The organism is Arthrobacter sp. 1088, from assembly GCF_031455315.1.
In the GTDB taxonomy this organism is placed as follows: domain Bacteria; phylum Actinomycetota; class Actinomycetes; order Actinomycetales; family Micrococcaceae; genus Arthrobacter.
The window spans coordinates 337332-357122 of sequence record NZ_JAVDSM010000002.1 but is presented as its reverse complement, the minus strand read 5'-3'; the positions used below and the strand labels follow the sequence as shown (position 1 = coordinate 357122).

Here is a 19791-nt window from a genome sequence, read left to right as displayed (position 1 = left end):
GCGGTCAGCTGGCTCGTATGTGGATGCCAAGCATAGTGGACGCTATTGATCGGTCAGGTGAGTTTCGACCGAGCGGATCATGAGATTGCCGAAGGGAGGTGCAGCCGCCGTGGAGAGATTGGATGCGGGTAAGGTTTTGGACGCAGGGAGCTACTGCCTGCGGGCGTGCCCTCGGCCGTGGGTTCAGGCCGGGTGGAGCCTCGGATTGTTTGCCAGCACAATGAGAAACCGCGCCCCTTCCATATGGGGTGCGATCGGCGGTTGGAGAGCTTGAATCGGCGAAATTGGCGTGTGGACACTGTCCACCCTTCTCGCTTCGTCCTGGCCCGTACTGCCGCCGGACTGGCCCGGATCCCGCATGTTTCCGCCACTTCCCAGTGTCCGCAAGGCCGGGAATTCCGTTCGAGTCCCACCTCGGGCACGGCATACCCCCTCAACAGAGGGGGTTTTTGCTTTAACGTGTGTACATTCTGGTTGGTCAGGCCCCTCTGACATTGGCCGCGGGTGTGCCTGGCGCCGCGGGTCGCCTGTTTGGTTGTGGGGTTATGCGATCCTTTCTTGTATGTCTGTTAGGTCCTGGTTGGCCTACAACCTTTCATGGGTAGCGGAGCTGAGCGCAACATGACTTCGTGATAATGCGTCAAAAGTTCTTGGTTTTGGCTCGTTGCTGACGTTGTGTACCCGGCGTGGCCGATGTTTTGTCAGGCCAAAGAGGGCGTGGACATTGTCCACACTTAAATCTTCTTTATTGAGACTGATGACAGCCATTGCCTGCCCGTTGTTCGGCCTACATCTAGTCATCGCCTGTAATTGGCCCGAGCGACATGCCGCCCATTCGCAAGCGCACTATCTGCAGGGCCCCGGCGACGTGAGAGTTCAGTCGGCGCGGTCGATCGGATGTTTTGGGGGAGGACTCGTCGGCGTCGTCGACGCGTGACTACGAACAAATGGGGGAGTGGCACGGCGCAGGTTGCGGTCTCTGCCAAGGTCGCCGAGCATTGGGAGTTTTCACACGATCCTCGGGGCCGCCCACGTCGAAGCCGACCGGTTCGCCGATAGCGGGGATTCGGTAAGGCTTGGGGAGGGGCGGGATAGCGGTAACCCGAAGCCTGCAGGGCCTTTAGCCTGCCACGCCAGGATTAGGGTAGGTCTTCAGTAGAACCGTCCTGAACGCCCGTCGAGGGCAGTGGCCGCACGCATACTTCGTACCCCGGACGCTCAGCGACAAACCCACCACTCAGTTGCTGGCACATGACTGGAGGGGGTGGTGGCCTTAGTCGTCGAAATGGTTTGCCGGTGCCGTGGTGGTGCCGTTGCGTTCGGCGACGATGTTCCCGGCGAGGTCGTGGAGTTTTTGGTTCCGATTCTGGGATGCCTGGTGAAGGAACGCGAAAGCTTCCTTCTGGGTGCAGTTGTTCTCGGCCATGATGATCCCGGTCGATAGATCAATGACCGTGCGGCGACGCATGGCGGCTTTGAGGTCTTCGGTGAGCAGATCAGCCGTGGCGATCCGCAGCGCCAGCCGCAACGCCTGGCCAGCCATGTCCGCGAAGACCATGGCCTCGTTCACGACTTCCTTGGTGAAGGTTCCCGCCTCGGGGGCGAAGAAATTCAGGGCCGCTGAGGCGTCGTTGCCCAGCTCCATTGGTGCCGCGAGGACACTGCGCGCACCGGCCTCAGCGATAGTGCTGGTGTACTTGGGCCACGGATTATCGGCGCTGGTGTCCGCCACCACCACTGGCTGGCCGGTTTGGAGTGCTTCCAGGACTGGGCCGTCGCCCAGGCTCTGTTCGACGCCGTCCCAGAGGATCGCCTCGTCGCTGCTCCCGGCCAGGGTCACGGCCCGCTTCCGGCGCCAAAGGGTGACCGCGCATTCGATCCTGATCTGCGTGGCGCGGCTTAAAGTCGTAGCCGCGCAGCGAGTCATTCCGTCCAGAAAGGACTTGACGTCATCGGTTCCAGCGATGAGTTGGTGAAGTCGCTGGAAGTCTTCGTTCTGCTCCTCAGTGTCCACATCCAGCATTGTAGAAGCGGGTATTTACAGGGGCAAGACGGATGAGGGGCCCTTTTTTGGGCCGGGATTTCTGCTTCAGTTCGGGGCGCTGATTTCCTCGACGGCGGCCTCCAAAGCCAGCTCGTCGGAGGCGCTGAAAGGTGCCAACCCGTGGACATAGGCGTCCAAATCCAGCACGTCGGCGTTGCCGCCCATGCTCCAGAACGAGACCCAGAGATCGTTGACCGTCGTGCTGGTTGTGTCCAGCACGGCAAGCGCGACCCGACGCGCTTCCTCCACAACGCCCATGCTAGGAACTGCTTCCCCGTCAAAGCAAGAGAAACCGCACTTCAACACCAATTGCCAGCACAAGAGCGCGCTATTAAGAAGCATGATGCTGAGCTGCTCACGCGTTTTGAGGACGCGTGACCGCGTACCTGGACATCGAGGACGCGCTCCAGCTTGTTGACCGGTACGGCTTCCATATCCGCGATGTCGGTTTGCTGGCCTCGGCTTTGGCTAGGCCCGCGACAACCGTCATGGGCGCCGAAGCATACCCGGACCCTGCGTTGAAGGCGGCTGCCTTGTCGGATTAGGTCGGGTGGGCAGAACCCGCCGCTGGGTCACCTGGGACGAATGCATAATGGCGACGAATTGTTCGTCGGTCAGGGGCCGGATCGCCTCCGAGTTCGTGGCTCGACCTCGGAGGGCGTGGGCATGGTGATACCAATGGCTATCATGTGTGCCGGTAACGTCGCCGGCTCTCATCGGACCCAGTCGGCGATCTGATCTCCCGGGCGGATCGCCATTGCATCAAATTTCTAACCTGAAATCATTGGACGCCTCAGCGCGTAGGCATCGGCGCAGGGGTCGATGCCGGGAGCGCGGCGAGGTTCCGGTAGAGATCCGAGTCGCGCGTGGTGTGCCCGCGGTTGTCAGTGACGTAGACCTCGAACGTGAAGGTGCTGTCGTCGTGGTCGAGCGTGAATTCGATAGTGGGGTCCCTTACGGATATTGTCCCTTGCGAGACGATTCGGCCGTATTTCTGCTCCGGGACACTGAGATCCGTGCCGTGCTGCGCGGGGTCACGGATGAAGTATCGAACCGTGTACGGCGCCGGCGGCAGGTGCCGCAAGGTTGGGAAGAAGGTGAAGTCCCTCGTGCCGGTCGTCGGGTAGACCTTCGCATGCCACTGGTAGCCGGAGACTCCGGGAGTGAGCGCGTCGTCGAGGTCGCGGATGCCCGTGCGGTTCGTTTGGGGGTCGGCGCTGCTGCGGGTGTGGCTTAGGGCTTTGGTGGCGGGTCCGAGTCCGACGCCGAGGCTTAGACCGAGCCCAATCGAGACCACCGGGAGGAGGATCGCCCACAAGCGCGCGCGGCGCTGCAGGCCAGTCCGGACGGCCTGCCGGTGTATCGATAGCGTGTAGGGCACGGCGCCGGTGGGGATAGCTCTTGAGTACGGACTATAGCCCGCGCGGGCCCAGGCCTCAATGTACGCAGCACGCGGCGGGAGTGAAGCTTCAGTGCCTCCGACCGGGTTCCAGTAGGCAAGGAATGGCAGCGGCAGATCCCTCAGCCGGTCGTATGGGTCCTTGGTGGTGAAGGTCGGCACCATGCGGCTGCGAACTCCCCCGCCGGCAGCGTACTGGTGAAGGTAGGCGTGGAAGTCTTCAAGGTGTGTGCGGTCGACCTTGATCTGGACTATGAATGCCCTCGTCACGATCGCCTCAAACCGTGTGAGCGTGACCCACTCTCCGGCATGCCAAAGCAGGAAGGCACCCGAGATAGCTGAGATTATTGATCCCGCCATGATGAGCGCCTCGACCCAAAACGGGATGATCGTGCTGTCACTATCGTTGACAAGGATCGAACCGGCGACCGCTGCCACCGCGATCACCACAAGGGCCGCACCGAGGGCCGCGCCTGCCCAGCGTGGCATTCGGATTGCACGAATCTGGGCTGGCAGATCCTCCTCGCGGAAGTGATCACTGGAATTCGGAACGAACATCGCTACCTCCAACATCCAACGGGAAAGCCCTGAGGACGATGCTTCCATAAGCCGCCCCAGCTGGGTGGTGGATTGACGAATGTTGTGCAATTCTTCGACAAAACCTTGCAATGTCCTTCGGTGCACATGCCCCGGCTCCCGCACCGACGGCGGACTCCTCGCCAGGAGTCGGGAAGTGGGATGTTGGCGGGAAGTCTCAACACCGACTTCTGCGCGGGCTGCGCCTGGGGTTTTGCGAGTTGGCTGACCATAATGTCACCGGTGACTGCTGGAGGCGTTGTGCCTGGCCGGGCTGGTCATGTCGTGCGCTGCCGGACCTGCAATGGACGGTGGGAGAACGACCAGCGGAGGGGAGGGAAGCCGATGCACTTTGTGCCAAGATTTTCGTTCGGAAACCAGTTCCCGAACGTTTCGGCGCGGGTGATTCGGATCGCGACGGCGGCCCGCTCGGCTTTGCTTCCATTAAGTGTGGGGCCTTGCCGGAAGGCAAATAAGAGGGTGTGGACACTGTCCACACTTTGCCTGTCGGACTGGGGCGTACATCGGTCGGATCGGGCCGGATTCGGCATGATTCCCGGAAATCCCAGCGTTCCCAAGGCCGGGAATCACCTTCGAGTCCCAGCTCGGGCACGGCAAATCCCCTCGTCAGAGGGGGTTTTTGCTTTAACGTGTTGACATATCTTGTGGTCAGTCCCTCTGACACGGGCCCCGGGGGTGCCTGGCGCCGCGGCTCGCCTGTGAAGCTATCCTGAAGATTCTTCATGACCGGTTCAGTGCTGCTTCTTGATCGTCCGGCGCATCGTATTTGTCCGGTCAAAGCGTGTGTGGATATTGTGCACACTCCACTCTGCTTTTTGGTGGGATGGGCCGGTTCCGGTTTTCTTGCTCACACAGGTGCATTGGAGCGCGTCATTCACAACGACATGACGGGCCCGTCTCGGATCGGGCCAGCCACGGGAACCCCTGGCATATCAATGTCTCTGGGGCGCTACGTTATGGCTGGCAAGCCCTCCCCAAGGCGTCGGGCGGTGAACGCCTTCGGTGGGTGCTTCTTGAGGGCGAACCGAAGCGTGGTATGTGTGCAGATCAGGGTTGCATCCGAGCCATTCAGGAAGTCGATGGACGCTCCGATGTTAACGAGGACGACGGCGGGAGTTGTCCTCCCGCCGTCGTGAGCCGTTCGGCTTGGCGCCTCGCGTTGTTGGCGCGGCGCTCAGCCTTCAAGCTTGGAATGCTCGCCCAGGCGGTGCCATGAACGGTTGTGGTAGACCAGAGCGTCGCCGGGTTCGCCCGCTGAGACGTCACGCATTACGCGCGCCTCCAGGGCGTGAACGGCGATGATTGTGGAGGTCCCCACCTCCATGCGATTGATGACGGCGCAGCGCACCCAGGCGCGGACATCGTCATAGACGGCTTCGCCGGTTGCAAGGGCCGACCAGCGGTGCGTCTGGTCAAAGCGGTTGGCCCCCGGGGTCGCTCCAAACTTGGCCAAGTCGACGTCGTGCGCGTCCAGCAGGTGCACGACAACGGTTTCGGCGCGCGAAAGCACCTCGGACGCAGAGGACAGTGCCGAGACCGAGAAAATCAGCAACGGAGGTTCCGCACTCACTGACACGACCGACGATACCGTCAGTGCCACCGGTCCTTCGCCCGCATCTGCCGTGATGACGGCGACACCTCCCGGATGGCCACGGAACAGTGCCTTGAATTCGTCGGCAGAGAGGGAGGACGGGAAGGTTTGCTTCGGAGCCCCGAGCCACGTGTCTGTGGGATAGGCGTGAAACATCGTTATGACACCCTGGGGGCGGAGCGGGCGAGTTCCTCGCGAATGATGTTCGTCCCTGCGCTGAGAGCACTCAGCTTGGCCAGTGCGACGTCCCGGGGGAACGGTGCCATGCCGCAGTTGGAGCTGGCGATGAGCTTGTCCGCATCGACGAACTGCAGGGCCTTGCGGAGGGTGTTGGCGACGTCCTCCGGGGTCTCGATGGTCTCGCTTGCGACGTCGATTGCCCCGAGCATGACTTTCTTGCCGCGGAGGAGCTCGATGAGGTCCATGGGCACGTGGGAGTTCTGGGATTCCAGCGAGATGATGTCGATGCTGGAGTTCTGCAGCAGCGGGAACGTTTCCTCGTACTGCCGCCATTGTGAGCCGAGCGTCGCCTTCCAGTCAGTATTCGCCTTGATGCCGTAGCCGTAGCAGATATGCACGGCGGTCTCCGCGCGCAGTCCTTCTGCCGCTCTCTCAAGCGCAGCCACGCCCCAGTCCTTGACCTCATCGAGGAAGACATTGAATGCGGGCTCGTCGAACTGGATGATGTCCACGCCGGCCGCCTCTAGTTCTTTCGCCTCCTGGTTCAGGATCGTGGCGAACTCCCAGGCCAGCTTCTCGCGGCTCTTGTAGTGGTCATCGTAGAGCGTGTCCACCATGGTCATTGGGCCGGGAAGAGTCCATTTGATCGGCCGGTCGGTGGTTGCGCGGAGGAACTTTGCGTCTTCGACGAATACCGGCTGCTCGCGGCGCACCGCTCCGACGACGGTCGGCACACTGGCGTCGTAGCGATCGCGGATGCGCACCGTCTTGCGCTGTTCAAAGTCGACCCCGCTGAGATGCTCGATGAAGGTGGTGACGAAGTGCTGGCGGGTTTGCTCGCCGTCGCTGACGATGTCGATGCCGCGTCGGCTCTGCTCGTGGATGGCGATGCGCAGAGCATCCTGCTTGCCCTCGAGCAGCGCATCTCCCTCCAGTTTCCACGGGGACCAAAGAGTCTCAGGCTGTGCGAGCCACGATGGTTTGGGCAGGCTTCCGACAACGGTGGTGGGCAAAAGTGTGTTCATGATTGACGATTCTCCGTGGGTCAGTTGACGAGAGCGGGGTATTTGGCGGTCCACTGGTCCAACAGGTCCTTGTGTGGCGTGATGAAGTGTTCCTCCGTGTACTTCGCCTGCGTGACCGCGAGCTGACTGCGTTCTACGCGGTCGTAAGCGATCTGGGTCCGCGAGTAATCCTGCTCTCCCAGGCTCGGCTGGTAGACGTGGGCGGCGGCGGAGTTCGCGTTGTAGATCTCCGGGCGGTAGATCTTCTGGAACGTCTCCATGGTGCTGATTGTGCCGATGAGCTGCAGGTTGGAGTAGTCGTTGAGCAGGTCGCCGCGGAAATAGAAGGCGAGCGGCGCGACGCTTCCGCGTGGCATGAAGTAGCGGACCTGCAGCCCCATCTTGGCGAAGTACGCGTCCGTCAGCGAGAACTCGTCCTGCTGGTACTCGACGCCCAGGACCGGGTGACGGTTCTCCGTTCGCCGGTACGTCTTGCTCGTGGACACGCTGATGCACACCACCGGCGGCTGCGGGAAGCGTTCCTGGCATGCCGGGGAATCAAGGAATTGCTGGAACAGTTTGCCGTGAAGATCGCCAAAGTCCCCGGGAACGGTGGGCTTGCCTGAGTCCCCTGCTGCCGCTGGCAGTACGATGCTGAAGTCGAAGTCACGGACGTAGGAGGAGAAGTTGTTCCCAACGATCCCTTGGTGGCGGACCCCGTTCAACTGGTCGATGATCTGGATGTCGAGAACTTCGAACAGTGGGAACTGCTGATCCGTACCGTCTGCAGTGAACTCTATCTGCACTGAGACGATCTCAAGCTCGAGCGTGTAACGGTCCCGGTCCGGGTTGTCCCAGCTTGCGAGATCGTTGAAGCGGCGCCGAATCATGGTCAAGGCGTTGCGGAGGTTCTCCTGGCGGTGCTCGCCCCGTGCCAGGTTGGCGAAATTCGTCGTGATCCGTGAGCCTTCCGACGGGGAGTAGTCCTCGTCGAAGGGGGTGGTGGTGATGCTGAAGGTGAAGTCGTCTGCCATGTGCTGCCAATCCGTTGATGGGCCGGAGACGGCCTTTCAGAAGGTGATGTATCCATGGTGCAGCCTTCCGTGGGGTATCAAGTAACTCGTGGTTACTATGCGTTCATATAGAATTTTCCTATGCCCCAGATTTCGAGCGGATTGACCCTGCAGCAGCTGCGCTATTTCATAGAAGTTGCAGCTGAGGGGTCGATCTCCGCGGCTGCCGATCTTCTCTACGTAGCGCAGCCGACAATGTCCGCAGCGATGAAGGATCTTGAGGCCCGGGTGGGCCGTGAGCTCCTGGTTCGCTCCGCCCGCGGGGTCACCCTGACCGCCGACGGGGCAGAGTTCCTCGGTTACGCGAGGCAGGTCGTCGAGCAGTTCGCTCTCCTCGAGCAGCGCTACCTTGGCAGGCCACCGCGGCGACGTCTGCTCGGGGTGTCGACGCAGCACTACTCGTTCGCGGTGGACGCTTTCGTCCGGATGGTCAAGGCCACTGATGTGGCCGAATACGAGTTCTCGCTGCGTGAGTCCCGTACCTGGGACATCATCGAGGATGTCCGGACGCTCCGCAGCGAGATAGGCATCCTCTACCGGAACGATTTCAACCGGAAGGTCATCGACAAGCTGCTCCGGGAATCCGGGCTCGGGTTCACTCCGCTTTTCCTCGCCGATCCGCACATTTTCATTTCACGGAACAACCCGCTCGCCGCAAAAGGGCGTGCGACTCTCGATGATCTCGCCGGCTTGCCGCGGCTAACCTTCGATCAAGGTGCGAACAACTCCTTTTACTTCGCCGAGGAGATTCTCTCCACCATGTCCAGCAAGCAGGAGATCCGGGTCTCTGACCGTGCCACGATCTTCAACCTCATGATCGGGCTCCACGGCTACACGATCTCGACGGGCATCATCAGCGGGCAGCTCGACCCGGAGATCGTCGCCATCCCGCTCGACGTTGACGAACGCATCGAGATCGGCTGGGTCGGCCACGCCGCGATTCCGCTTACCGACCAAGCGCAGCACTACCTCAGGGAATTGCGGGCCGTCGTCGCTGAGTTCGGCGTAGCGCTACTCGACTGACTGCAGTTGAGCGGGCGGGTCTTTACCCCTTCGGTGGCTTGGACGTGAGCGTTGCAGCCGAGCGGGTTGCTGGTGTCGTACACGCCCGCCGCTGACGTTGGCATGGCCGGGGCAGACGCCAGCAAGGAAACCGGCCTGTTCCAGGTGGTGACGATCCAGCCAAGGGACATCTGGGCCTGAAACGCTGTGTCAGCGCTGCCCGCCTCATTCTCGAGTCCGGCAGGCACGCGCCCAGGACGCCTAAAGGGCCACGGTCCGGAACCCGCAGTTGCCGCTGGAGGATTCGGGAGTGTTCGACGTACGTGCCGCAACGCGGTACCGGTTGCAGTAGGAATCGTGACAGAGGTAGGAGCCACCACGCATCACGCGTCCCGCCCCGATTGAGGGGCCTTGGGGGTTATCGGTTGGTGAGTTGCGGTAGTACTTGGGCAGGAACCAGTCCGAGCACCATTCCCAGACATTTCCCGCTACTTCGTAGAGGCCGTATGCGTTGGGTGGGAAAGACTTTATCGGCGCCGTTCCCAGATAGCCGTCGTCGGAAGTGTTCCTTTGGGGGAACGTACCTTGCCAGATGTTGCAGCGGTGTTCGCCGTTGGGTGTCAGTTCGTTGCCCCACGCGTAACGCATGCCTTCCAGGCCGCCCCGGGCAGCGTACTCCCACTCCGCCTCGGTTGGCAGTCGCCGTCCAGCCCAGTCGCAGTAGGCAAGGGCATCGGTGTGCGATACGTGGACGACGGGATGATCCGGAATGTCCTCCCACTGCGAGTCCGGGCCAGTGGGATGGGCCCACTCGGCGCCGCGGATGTTCAGCCACCAGGGTGCTCCCGCAGCGACGCCGAGGACGTCGTCTGCCTTGGCGGTGGAGATCAAGTGGAAGACAGCGGATGAGCCAAAGACCTCCGCTTCGGTACGATAGCCGGTCTCTTCCACGAAGGCGGCAAACATCTTGTTGGTGACCGTGGTTGCGTCAATAGTGAATGAGTCGAGGCGCACTTGGTGGGCGGGTGATTCCCCGTCACGGGGATATCCTTCCCCGAAAGCATCCCCCATGGTGTACGTTCCTCCGGGAATGGAGATGTCCTCGTGGGTTGGTTTCAAGAACCCTGTCGATGGCGAATCTGTCTGAGCTTGCTGCCGCGTTCCACCCGGCTTCCGAGTCGGCGCACAGCAGCTCTTGCCATGGGCCGTGTTGGAATCACTCAAGGACAGAGGTATCACTTTTCTCTCCTCAGGTCCCGTTGCCGTATCAAGGCTTCCAGCCGGACTTCCGTTGCTTCAAGCCACGCCATCAGACTGTTGACCATGTAGAGGCCCCTCTCACTTTGCAGTCTGACAAGTTCCTCGCGCCAGTACCGCTCGTCGTCGTCCTCCTCCGGGGCGAAGTCTTCTTCTGCGAGGGCGCTGGCAAAGAGGTGATTTTGACGGTGCTCGCGGCGGAAACGCAACTCGGTGCGGACAAGCTCCAGAGCTTTTTCCGGGCTCTGAGTTCCCGCGAATCTAAGCCGTACCTGGAAATCGGGGTCCAGGGGCCGGATGGGCGGCTCATAGGGTGAGTCAATCCATTCCTGCAGCTTCCGGCGGCCTTCGTCTGTGATCTCGTATAGCTTGGCGTCCGGTCCGGATTCGCGGGGATCCGGCACCGGGATAGCCCATTCGCGATCCACGAGTTTGCCGAGTTGGCGGTAGATCTGGGAGGTTTGGGCACTGTAGCCAACGTACGGACCGTGGCGGTCAAGCCATTTGCGCACGTCGTATCCGGTACGCGCGCTGGTGCTAAGCAGGCTCAGCAGGATCACCTCGAGCCTGCCCAGTGACGCACCGGTTTCGGCACGGGACCGCTTTAGTGTCGGTACTTTTTCGACAGGTACAGTCACCAATTGTCTTACTCCTCCGCCATGACCGTTGCAGCAAACCGCTTCCGCATTGCTTCTCGATCTTCCTCGCTTATCGGCACCTGCGCGTGCCAGGAGACGTGTGTCGCCGAGTTGCCCGGGTTCAAACGTTCCTCGAGATGCTTCGCGAGGTGGCTCCGCCCGGTGTTACGCAGATGCCGCATATAGTCTTTGGGCTGATTGTAGAGGGTAGGGCCCACCTGAAGGGCTCCCTGCATGGGGTCCGGAAGCGCTCCTGGGGTTCCCGCATAGAAACCGAGCCACTCCATAAGGTTGGACCGCATCTGCGTGGCGAGGGCCGGGTCTGCGTCGATCAGGTTGTTGGTGAGGTAGGGATCTTCGGTGACGTTGAACAGTGACTCGAGTTCGGCGCGAAAGCAGCCTGGGTGGTACGTGCGGATGTACAGGTGGTCGCGGGTTCGGACGGCCCGCTGGTATGTGTGCGCACCGTGCCCCCAGACGAGATAGGGGCGCGATTGGATGGCTTCTCCGCGTACGGCTGGAGCGTAGGACGCGCCCTGCCACTTTTCGGGCTGTTGCAGCCCCAGCAGGTCAAGGATGGTCGGGGCGTAATCAATGTTGTAGAGCAGTGCGTCATTGTGGGTCGCCGCTACGGCGGGCTGGTCAGTGACGCCTGGCCAGTGAATGATCATGGGGAGGCGATGCACGGGTTCGGACGCCAGACCATGTTCGGCGTAGAGGCCGAGTTCGCCGAAGGATTCGCCATGGTCTGAGGAGACGATAATCGCGACGTCCTCGGCCAGTCCCATCTCCTCGATGGACCGGCGAAGCCGGCCGAACTCGGAATCCCAGAAGTGGATTGCCCCGTCATAGCCGTTGATGAGGTGTTCGAAGTCGGCCCGGGTACGGATCTCGTCCGGCATGTTGTGGGGTACACGTGACTTACGGGGTCCCCCGGAATAGTGGAGGTCAAGGGCACTTCGTGCGCCATAAACCTCGGCGTGCCCATCAATGGCTTTCTGGTCTGGCCAAGCGGGGGCCGGGCCGGACTCTGCGGCTTTCCGTGTCCACGATTCGTCCTGCAGGTAGTCGGTGTGCGGATCCCAGTAGGTGACATGGAGGTACCAGTTATCTAGGTCGCGGTGCTTGCCGATCCACTCCAGGGCAGCATCGGTGATCATGTCTGCCGGTTCGTCGCCCATATCGGGGGTGACTTGAATATTTTCCCGGAAGTTGCCCATGAAGTAGTAAGCCCGGTGCCGTTCGGCGAACGATGAGACTGCGGCGCAGGTGTAACCGGCCATGTTCAGCGCCTGGCCGAGAAGTGGCCGGTGAGGGTGAGGGGCGTGGCCGGCGTCAAGGCGGAACCGGGCGTCATCGCCGAAGTGTCCGATGACCCCGTTTGTGATCCCATGCTGACCGCTGGTTAACGCTGTCCTGGAGGGCAGGCACGGCGAGTCGGAGCAGTAGTACCGGTCGAAGATCACGCTGCTTTTGGCCATCTCGTCCAAGTTGGGCGTGATGTTTCTGGCGTAGCCGTAGGCGCCGGTGTGGTCGGGGCGGAGCGAGTCCACGTCCACGTAGATGATCTTCATCGATCCATTCCTGTCTGCTGGTTGCCGCTAAAGCCGGGAGGTCGCTGTGTGGGTGGGGACATCCCGCTGATGTCATCCTTTATAGCACTAGTGGAAAAGCTTGAACAGGTATTTCACCATAAACAAGGGACAGCACTATTTCACAAGTTGACTAGCAAAGGTCTTGTGCTGTGGCTCACAGTGTGTCATTCTCGAATTACTGCTCAATGCTGAGCGGCAGGTACTGCGGCGAAAACGGCTGGGTACCTCCACAGCTGAAAGGACGTAATGATGCGTTTTAAGAAGGCCGCCGTTGCAGCCGCGATCGCCGCCGGTCTCGCGCTGGCTGGATGCGGCGGCGGTGGGACCGGTGGTGCGGCGAAATCTTCGCCCAGCCTTGTTCTTGGCAACATCACCCCTCCGGCAACGTTTGAGGCGCGGAACATCAACTGGGGCAACCAGTCAGTGTATTTCCAGGCGGTGTACGACAGCCTCCTCAAGCCTTCACCGAACGGCAAGGACGTCGAAGCGAACCTGGCCACGGAGTGGAAGTACAACGAAGACAAGACCGTCCTCACGATGAAACTGCGTGATGGCGTCACCTTCACCGACGGCACTGCTTTCACCGCGGACGTAGCAGCACAAAACCTTCTTCGCTTCCGCGATGGAACTTCCCCCCAGAAGAGCAAGGTCGTGGACTTGGCAGATGCCACCGCCAAAGACAAAAACACCCTGGAAATCAAGCTCAAGCAGGCAAACCCGGCGTTCCTGATCTACCTGGCCCAGGCGGCCGGCATGCAGGAAAGTCCTGCCGCTTTCGACAAGCCCGATGTGCAGACCAATCCGGTCGGCTCCGGACCGTACATCCTTAACTCCGGCTCGAGTGTCGTCGGGACGTCGTATAAATTCGACAAGAACCCCAAGTACTGGAATCCGGATGCGGTCAAGTACGACACCCTGACGATCAACGTCTACAACGACGCCACCTCACTGCTGAACGCGTTGCGGGGCAAGCAGTTGGACGCGTCCGCCATTAACGACGTCAGCATCATCCCCCAGGTCAAGGCCGCCGGTTTCACCGATAACGGCAGCGACTTGAATTTCGCCGGCCTGATGCTGTTTGACCGCGCAGGACAAAGCAACCCAGCGCTGGGCAAAGTCGAAGTACGGCAGGCCATCAACTATGCCGTCGACCGTGACGCCTTCCTCAAAGTTGTCGGCCTCGGCTTCGGAAAGGTGACCGGGCAGGTCTTCCGTGAAGACTCCCCGGCCTTCGACGGCAAGCTGAACGACACGTACAAGTTCGATCCCGCCAAGGCCAAGGAACTGCTCGCCAAGGCGGGCTACCCCAAGGGCTTTGACCTGACGATCCCCACTTCCCCGGGATTCCCGAAGCAGATGTGGCCGCTGCTGCAGCAGCAGCTCGGCGATGTAGGTATCAAGGTCTCCTACACCGACGTCGGACAGAACATCATTGCTGACCTTCAGGCCAAGAAATACGGGGTGTCCTACTTCACCCTCCAGCGCGATGCGAATGAATGGCAGCTCATCAGCTTCCTTCTGGCTCCTACAGCAACCTGGAACACCTTCAAGTACCAGGATCCCACCGTTGATGCACTGATCTCCAAGGTCCGTACCGCCGAGGGCGGGGACCGTGACGCGGCCCTGAAGGAACTCAATAAGTACGTAGTTGACCAAGCCTGGTTTGCCCCTTGGTACACGCCAACGAACTTCTTCGTCACCAATGCCAAGACGAACGTTGAACTGAACCAAGGCAACGCCTGGCCCAACCTCTGGAACATCACCCCCAAGGCATAGGACCACTGCCGGGGACCGCTCCCACGGCCCCCGGCAGCCCTACCCACTGAAAGATCATCATCATGATTTCATTCATCGTGAAAAGGCTGCTCACGGGCATCGTCATGCTCGCTGCTATCACCACAGTCGGATTCACGCTCCTGTACCTGGGTGGCGGGGACATCGCCAGGAAGATTCTCGGCGAGTCCGCGGACGCCCAAACGGTCGCCCAAAAGGCCCGGGAACTCGGCCTGGACCGTCCCGTCCTGATGCAATACGGCGACTGGGTAGTCCACGCACTTACTGGAGACTTCGGCTATTCATGGTTCAGCGGCCAGACCGTTTCCGCCGCGATCATCTCCCGTCTGTCCGTCACCTTGTCCCTTGTCATCGGCACCGTCGTTGTGGTCGCCATCGTCTCGGTGGTTCTTGGCGTGCTCGCGGCAACGAAACGGGGCTGGGTCGACAAACTTGCCCAGCTGCTCGCCGTCCTCGGCCACGCAATCCCCGGGTTCCTTTTCGCCGTCGGCCTGGTTCTGTTCTTTGCACTTGCCCTTGGCTGGTTCGACCCCACTGGGTACGTCCCCTTCACAGAATCACCGACGGGATGGCTCAAGACCGTGACCCTGCCCGTAATCGCCCTGGCGCTGGGTGGTATCGCCAACGTCACCCAGCAGATCCGGGGAGCCGTCATCGATGCCCTCCGCAACGACTACGTCCGCACCTTGCGCAGCCGCGGAATCCCCGAGCGCACCGTCATCCTCAAGCACGTTCTGCGTAATGCTGCAGGCCCTGCCCTTGCAGTCCTCGCCGTCATCTTCGTTGGACTCCTCGGTGGAGCAGTCATCGTGGAGCAAGTATTCGCGATCCCCGGACTGGGACAAGTAGCCGTGCAGGCCACAACCCAGGGCGACATTCCCCTCGTCATGGGTTTGCTTGTCGCCACCGGTGTCATCGTTATCGTTTTCAACCTCCTGGTCGACCTGGCCCAGGGCTGGCTCAACCCGAAAGTGCGTCTGTCATGACAACTCCGGCACACACCACCGATCCCGAGATCGTCGTCGCACCCCGCGACGGCACAAGGGTCTCCCTGTTCCGCCGAGTGCTCCGCAATCCCCTCGCCCTCGCTTCGATGGTGTTCCTCACCATCGCTGTGCTCACGGCAATGTTCGCCCAGTTCCTTGCCCCGCATGACCCCAACAACGCCGTTATCCAGAATGTGCTCGCCCCTCCAGGCGGGGACAACCCGCTGGGGGCCGACGGTTCAGGCCGCGATGTCCTGTCCCGGTTGATTTTCGGCGCGCAGTTCAGCCTTGCCGGAGCCTTGGTCGCCTTGCTGACCGCGATGGTGATCGGCGTGACCGGCGGCCTTCTGGCTGGCTACTTTGGCAAGTGGATCGACACCGTCTGGACATGGGTTATCTCTCTGCTGATGGCGCTGCCCGCGATCATCGTACTCCTGGCCGCCCGCGCGGTCGTTGGGCCGTCCCTGTGGGTGTCCATGCTCATTTTCGGCATCATGTTGTCCCCGGCGTTCTTCCGGCTGGTCTACGCTTCCGTCACCGCGGTACGCAACGAACTCTATGTCGACGCCGCCCGTGTATCGGGACTCAGTGATGCCCGCATCATCACCATCCATATCCTGTCCGTCGTCCGGGCCCCCATTGTGATCCAGTCCGCCATCGTGGGCGGCATCGCCCTGGCCGTCCAGTCCGGGCTCGAATTCCTCGGCCTGGGGGACATCAACGTCCCTACATGGGGTTCCATGCTCAGCGATGGCTTCACCAACCTCTACACCGCTCCGATGCTGATCCTTTGGCCGGCCCTGGCCATCGGTCTGACCCTGATCGCCCTGACGCTGCTCGCCAACAGCCTCAGGGACGAGCTTGAACGCGCCAACGCACCCCGTAAGCAGGTGCGCAAGAAGAAGGCCGCAGTTACCACGACCGACCCGAAGACCGTGGACGACATCATCCGGCACCCGGAGCCTGAAGCTTCCGAAGCAGACGTTGTCCTCGAAGTCGCCAACCTCTCTGTTGGCTACCCAGGCCCAGACGGTGGCACCAAGAGGGTCGTCCACGACGTCTCCCTCACTGTCCGCAGGGGTGAGGTCCATGGGCTCGTCGGCGAATCAGGTTCGGGCAAGACCCAGACTGCCTGGTCCATCCTCCGACTACTCCCCGAAGGCGGCAAGATCGTCGGCGGCTCCATCCACTTCCAGGGCAAAGACCTGGCGAAGCTGTCGTCACGGGACATCGAAAAAATGCGCGGGCGGAAGATCGCCTACATTCCACAGGAACCCATGTCCAACCTGGACCCGTCCTTCACCATCGGAAGCCAACTCGTTGAGCCCATGCGCATTCAGCTTGGCATATCGGCCAAAGAGGCCAAAGAACGTGCGCTGAGCCTCCTGGCACGAGTAGGCATCCCCAACCCCGAGCGAACGTATAACTCCTACCCTCATCAGGTCTCCGGCGGTATGGCCCAACGCGTCCTCATCGCCGGCGCCATCTCCTGTAACCCGGACCTTCTGATCGCCGACGAACCCACTACCGCCCTCGACGTCACGGTCCAGGCCGAGGTCCTGGACCTCCTCCGGGACCTCCAGTCCGAGTTCCAGATGGCAGTGGTCCTCGTCACGCATAACTTTGGTGTCGTCGCGGACCTTTGCGACCGGGTTTCCGTCATGCGGCTCGGCCGGATCGTGGAAACCGGCCCGACTGAGCCGATTTTTGACTCCCCGCGTCACCCCTACACCCAGGAGCTGCTCGGCGCCATCCTTAGCGAGGCTGAACCGCGTGGCCCGCTCGTTGGTGCTGGCGGCAGCGCCAGCCCGTCCCCGAAGGGAGCAGTTCGATGAGCGAGTTGTTGCTTGATATCCAGAATGTCACCGTCGAGTACCCCGGCCATGGTTTCCGTGGCAAACCATTCCGGGCCCTGCACAGTGTCTCCGTTGATGTTCAAAAAGGCGAGTGCGTAGGCCTGGTAGGTGAATCCGGGTCAGGCAAAACCACGCTGGGCAGAGCTGTTCTCGGCCTGGCGCCCGTCACCGAAGGAAAAGTGCTGTTCCGCGGAGAAGACATCGCGCATGCCGACCGTGCCGACCGCCGGCGGCTGGCCAGCGACATCCAGGTGGTCTTCCAGGACCCCTACACTTCCTTGAACCCGTCGCTGACAGTCGAGCAGATCCTGTCCGAACCCCTCGACGTACGTAAGGTCCCCAAGGCCGAATCTTCCAAGCGAATCAAGGACCTCTTCGATATGGTCCGCCTCCCGGCCGACGCGGGAAGCCGTCTTCCCAGGGAGTTCTCCGGCGGTCAGCGGCAACGCATCGCCATTGCACGCGCCCTTGCACTCAAACCAGCCCTGATCGTCTGCGACGAGCCGGTATCAGCCCTTGACCTTTCAACCCAGGCCCGGGTCCTGGAACTATTCAAAGACATTCAGGAGCAAACCCAGGTCGCCTACCTCTTTGTCTCCCATGATCTTGAGGTCGTGCGGCACATCAGTCACCGCGTTGCAGTGATGTACCGGGGGGAAATCGTCGAATTCGGCGACGGAGACCAGGTCACGAGCCGACCCCGGCACCCCTATACCCAGCGCTTGTTCTTCGCCGCTCCGGTGGCAAACCCCAAGGCCCAGGCACGTCGCCGCGAAGAACGCCGACAGCTGCTCGCCGCCCAGAACGCATAGGAAGCGGTGCAGACAACCAACGCCATGAGCCCAGAAGCTAACAAAGGCAACAGCGTGACAAGCATCTTCCTGATCACGGCCGACGACATGGACGGCAGCACCACTAACCTCGCGGGAAACCCTGACATGGCACCGGTCCGCACCCGAAAAGGGAACAGCCTGTCCCGCTGGATGACCGGCACCGGCGATCCGATGACCAGCCAATTTCGTTCAGGAATCGGGCAGGCAACTGATTTCACTGGGGCGCCCACCGCATGAACAAGCCCAACATAGTTTGGATTTCCACGCATGACATCAACCCTGATCTCGGCAGCTACCGGGGCATCTGGCCAGGTGCCGAATATGCGCTGACGCCTAATCTTGACCGCTTGGCCGCAGAGGGCGCCCGTTTCGACCGGGCGTTCGCCTCTGCACCGGTTTGCTCGCCTGCCCGATCGGCAATCATGACCGGCTGTTTTCCCAATGCAATTGGCACGATGCACATGCGAACGAAGGCCGTCCCCCCGGCCGAAGTGAGGCTGTTGCCGCAATATTTTCGCGAAGCGGGCTACTACTGCACCAACAACTACTTCACCGACTTCCAGGTGGACGTACCGCCGGTCGTTTTCGACGACTGCAGCCCAACGGCTCATTGGCGCAACAGACCGGACAAGGACGCGCCGTTTTTCGCAGCTTTTCATGGAATGACCACCCATGAGTCACAGATATATCTCGATGAGGAGTCCTTCCAACGCGCCACCACGCATGTAGCGCCGCAGGATCGGCACGACATGGCAGCCGCGCCGCTGCCGCCCTACTACCCGGATACCGAAATCTTCCGCAAAGCGTGGGCACGGTACGCGGACCTCATTACCGAAATGGACCACTGGGTCGGCGATATCCTCAACCAACTGGAGGAAGACGGGCTTGCCGACAACACCATCGTGGTTTTCTGGAGCGACCACGGCAGGGGAATGCCCCGCGCCAAGCGTTGGGCGACGGAAGCCGGCCTGCGTGTACCCCTTCTCCTGCGCTGGCCAGGTGTCATTGACCCCGGGACAGTCAGGACTGACCTTGTCCACACCATGGATCTTGCTCCTACAATGCTTGCCGTCAGCGGGCTGGGCATTCCTGCCCACATGCACGGAAAACCGCTCATGGAACGGGACGGCACTTTCATCAGCCGCCCCAACGCCTACATCTATGGCGGCCGGGACCGCATGGACGAGTCGGAGGACACGACCCGGACCGTCCGCGACGAGCGGTACCGCTATGTCAGGAACTTCCATCCGGACCGCTCGCCCATGCCGCACATCGACTACCCCGACCACACAGCCACTTGGGCAGAGCTCAGGCGGTTAAGGGGGGAGGAAGCCAGGCAACTGGCATGCGGTGAACTGCCCAGCCTTCTGAGCGAGCTTCAACGGCGCCTCGTCGCAGCTTCAAAGCCCGAAGAGGAACTCTACGACCTTGAGCAGGACCCCCACGAAACGTGCAACCTCGTGCAAGACCCTGAAAGTGCCGAAGCTCTGGCGACGTTGCGTCGCGTCCTTCAAACATGGCAGGACCGCATCCAAGACATGGGCATGCTGCCGGAACGACAGTTGATGGAGACATGGCGCCCTAACGGCCAGGCGCCGGTGACCGCTACTCCAACCGTCTCGCTGACCGCCGAAGGGGCCACAGCTGACTGCGAGACACCAGGCGCGTCAATTGGATGGACAGCCCTCCCGTGGCAACCGCAAGAGCCGAGGAAACTCATGGACCGGGTAACTGGCAGTCCCGGGGAAGACGGACGTATCTGGAACCTCTACACAGGCCCCGTACGCGTCAGTGGGGCCACTTCATTGCGCTTCAAAGCCTGGCGTCTCGGCTTCACGCCAAGCCAAGAAGCACGGCTGGAAGCCCCACTGCCCGGACGTGCCCCGCATTCCTACGAGGGCCACCTCCAAGAAAGCAAAGAACTGCCCCTTTGAGGCGGCAA

The 19791-nt window shown here is 61.4% G+C and carries 17 protein-coding genes; 8 read left to right on the top strand and 9 right to left on the bottom strand.

Annotated features, from left to right (window positions below; all coding sequences use genetic code 11):
- Window positions 1-1273 precede the first annotated feature (1273 nt).
- A complete protein-coding gene (locus tag J2Y41_RS04545; protein WP_396133446.1) occupies window positions 1274-2014 on the bottom strand; it encodes an ANTAR domain-containing protein in 741 nt (246 codons plus the stop codon).
- Between the two features lie 75 nt (window positions 2015-2089).
- On the bottom strand, window positions 2090-2302 hold the full coding sequence (locus J2Y41_RS04540; RefSeq protein ID WP_224089948.1) for a hypothetical protein: 213 nt from the start codon (window positions 2300-2302) through the stop codon (window positions 2090-2092).
- A 116-nt stretch (window positions 2303-2418) separates the two neighbouring features.
- Here J2Y41_RS04540 and J2Y41_RS04535 point away from each other — a divergent pair, with 116 nt between their 5' ends.
- Window positions 2419-2589, top strand: coding sequence for a hypothetical protein (locus J2Y41_RS04535; RefSeq protein ID WP_309926531.1), 171 nt, complete (start codon window positions 2419-2421; stop codon window positions 2587-2589).
- A 248-nt stretch (window positions 2590-2837) separates the two neighbouring features.
- Here the strand turns inward: J2Y41_RS04535 and J2Y41_RS04530 are convergent, their stop codons facing one another.
- The 4 genes from J2Y41_RS04530 to J2Y41_RS04515 all read right to left on the bottom strand — a co-directional run bounded on the left by J2Y41_RS04530 (window position 2838) and on the right by J2Y41_RS04515 (window position 7849).
- Window positions 2838-4001, bottom strand: coding sequence for a hypothetical protein (locus tag J2Y41_RS04530; RefSeq protein ID WP_309926529.1), 1164 nt, complete (start codon window positions 3999-4001; stop codon window positions 2838-2840).
- 1213 nt (window positions 4002-5214) lie between these two features.
- The gene (locus J2Y41_RS04525; protein WP_309926527.1) at window positions 5215-5787 is read right to left on the bottom strand and encodes a flavin reductase family protein; all 573 of its coding nucleotides are present in this window, start codon (window positions 5785-5787) and stop codon (window positions 5215-5217) included.
- 2 nt (window positions 5788-5789) lie between these two features.
- Window positions 5790-6836, bottom strand: a complete 1047-nt coding sequence (locus tag J2Y41_RS04520) for a methionine synthase (RefSeq protein WP_309926524.1) — start codon at window positions 6834-6836, stop codon at window positions 5790-5792.
- 20 nt (window positions 6837-6856) lie between these two features.
- Window positions 6857-7849, bottom strand: coding sequence for a DUF1852 domain-containing protein (locus J2Y41_RS04515; RefSeq protein WP_309926522.1), 993 nt, complete (start codon window positions 7847-7849; stop codon window positions 6857-6859).
- A 120-nt stretch (window positions 7850-7969) separates the two neighbouring features.
- Between J2Y41_RS04515 and J2Y41_RS04510 the strand changes: the two genes are divergently transcribed.
- On the top strand, window positions 7970-8911 hold the full coding sequence (locus J2Y41_RS04510) for a LysR family transcriptional regulator (protein ID WP_309926519.1): 942 nt from the start codon (window positions 7970-7972) through the stop codon (window positions 8909-8911).
- 240 nt (window positions 8912-9151) lie between these two features.
- On the opposite strand, the gene J2Y41_RS04505 is transcribed toward J2Y41_RS04510, so the two are convergent.
- From J2Y41_RS04505 to J2Y41_RS04495, 3 genes are all read right to left on the bottom strand, one after another.
- Window positions 9152-10009 (bottom strand): formylglycine-generating enzyme family protein, encoded by an 858-nt coding sequence (locus tag J2Y41_RS04505; RefSeq protein ID WP_309926517.1) that lies wholly within the window; start codon window positions 10007-10009, stop codon window positions 9152-9154.
- Between the two features lie 116 nt (window positions 10010-10125).
- Entirely contained in the window at window positions 10126-10785 is a 660-nt protein-coding gene (locus tag J2Y41_RS04500; RefSeq protein WP_309926515.1) for a PadR family transcriptional regulator, read from the bottom strand.
- Between the two features lie 8 nt (window positions 10786-10793).
- Window positions 10794-12359 (bottom strand): sulfatase, encoded by a 1566-nt coding sequence (locus J2Y41_RS04495; RefSeq protein ID WP_309926513.1) that lies wholly within the window; start codon window positions 12357-12359, stop codon window positions 10794-10796.
- Window positions 12360-12626: 267 nt separating this feature from the next.
- On the opposite strand from J2Y41_RS04495, the gene J2Y41_RS04490 reads away from it, so the two are divergent.
- The 6 genes from J2Y41_RS04490 to J2Y41_RS04465 all read left to right on the top strand — a co-directional run bounded on the left by J2Y41_RS04490 (window position 12627) and on the right by J2Y41_RS04465 (window position 19783).
- Window positions 12627-14156, top strand: coding sequence for an ABC transporter substrate-binding protein (locus J2Y41_RS04490; protein WP_309926512.1), 1530 nt, complete (start codon window positions 12627-12629; stop codon window positions 14154-14156).
- A gap of 62 nt (window positions 14157-14218) precedes the next feature.
- Window positions 14219-15160 (top strand): ABC transporter permease, encoded by a 942-nt coding sequence (locus tag J2Y41_RS04485; protein ID WP_224089991.1) that lies wholly within the window; start codon window positions 14219-14221, stop codon window positions 15158-15160.
- Window positions 15157-16995, top strand: a complete 1839-nt coding sequence (locus tag J2Y41_RS04480) for a dipeptide/oligopeptide/nickel ABC transporter permease/ATP-binding protein (RefSeq protein ID WP_309926509.1) — start codon at window positions 15157-15159, stop codon at window positions 16993-16995. Before J2Y41_RS04485 ends, J2Y41_RS04480 begins: the two co-directional genes overlap by 4 nt.
- Complete coding sequence (locus J2Y41_RS04475) at window positions 16992-17828, top strand: ATP-binding cassette domain-containing protein (RefSeq protein ID WP_309926507.1); 837 nt, start codon at window positions 16992-16994, stop codon at window positions 17826-17828. Before J2Y41_RS04480 ends, J2Y41_RS04475 begins: the two co-directional genes overlap by 4 nt.
- A 54-nt stretch (window positions 17829-17882) precedes the next feature.
- Entirely contained in the window at window positions 17883-18086 is a 204-nt protein-coding gene (locus J2Y41_RS04470) for a hypothetical protein (protein WP_309926505.1), read from the top strand.
- Window positions 18083-19783: a sulfatase-like hydrolase/transferase gene (locus J2Y41_RS04465; protein ID WP_309926503.1), complete on the top strand. Its 1701-nt coding sequence runs from the start codon at window positions 18083-18085 to the stop codon at window positions 19781-19783. The genes J2Y41_RS04470 and J2Y41_RS04465 overlap by 4 nt, the downstream gene beginning before the upstream one ends.
- The last annotated feature ends 8 nt before the right edge of the window (window positions 19784-19791 follow it).

What these genes read in the sequence shown, in the direction of transcription:
- J2Y41_RS04540 (WP_224089948.1), bottom strand. Translation starts at nt 2,302, where the DNA reads ATGGGCGTTGTGGAGGAAGCGCGTCGGGTCGCGCTTGCCGTGCTGGAC.
- J2Y41_RS04530 (WP_309926529.1), bottom strand. Translation starts at nt 4,001, where the DNA reads ATGTTCGTTCCGAATTCCAGTGATCACTTCCGCGAGGAGGATCTGCCA.
- J2Y41_RS04525 (WP_309926527.1), bottom strand. Translation starts at nt 5,787, where the DNA reads ATGTTTCACGCCTATCCCACAGACACGTGGCTCGGGGCTCCGAAGCAA.
- J2Y41_RS04520 (WP_309926524.1), bottom strand. Translation starts at nt 6,836, where the DNA reads ATGAACACACTTTTGCCCACCACCGTTGTCGGAAGCCTGCCCAAACCA.
- J2Y41_RS04515 (WP_309926522.1), bottom strand. Translation starts at nt 7,849, where the DNA reads ATGGCAGACGACTTCACCTTCAGCATCACCACCACCCCCTTCGACGAG.
- J2Y41_RS04510 (WP_309926519.1), top strand. Translation starts at nt 7,970, where the DNA reads ATGCCCCAGATTTCGAGCGGATTGACCCTGCAGCAGCTGCGCTATTTC.
- J2Y41_RS04495 (WP_309926513.1), bottom strand. Translation starts at nt 12,359, where the DNA reads ATGAAGATCATCTACGTGGACGTGGACTCGCTCCGCCCCGACCACACC.
- J2Y41_RS04490 (WP_309926512.1), top strand. Translation starts at nt 12,627, where the DNA reads ATGATGCGTTTTAAGAAGGCCGCCGTTGCAGCCGCGATCGCCGCCGGT.
- J2Y41_RS04485 (WP_224089991.1), top strand. Translation starts at nt 14,219, where the DNA reads ATGATTTCATTCATCGTGAAAAGGCTGCTCACGGGCATCGTCATGCTC.
- J2Y41_RS04480 (WP_309926509.1), top strand. Translation starts at nt 15,157, where the DNA reads ATGACAACTCCGGCACACACCACCGATCCCGAGATCGTCGTCGCACCC.
- J2Y41_RS04475 (WP_309926507.1), top strand. Translation starts at nt 16,992, where the DNA reads ATGAGCGAGTTGTTGCTTGATATCCAGAATGTCACCGTCGAGTACCCC.
- J2Y41_RS04465 (WP_309926503.1), top strand. Translation starts at nt 18,083, where the DNA reads ATGAACAAGCCCAACATAGTTTGGATTTCCACGCATGACATCAACCCT.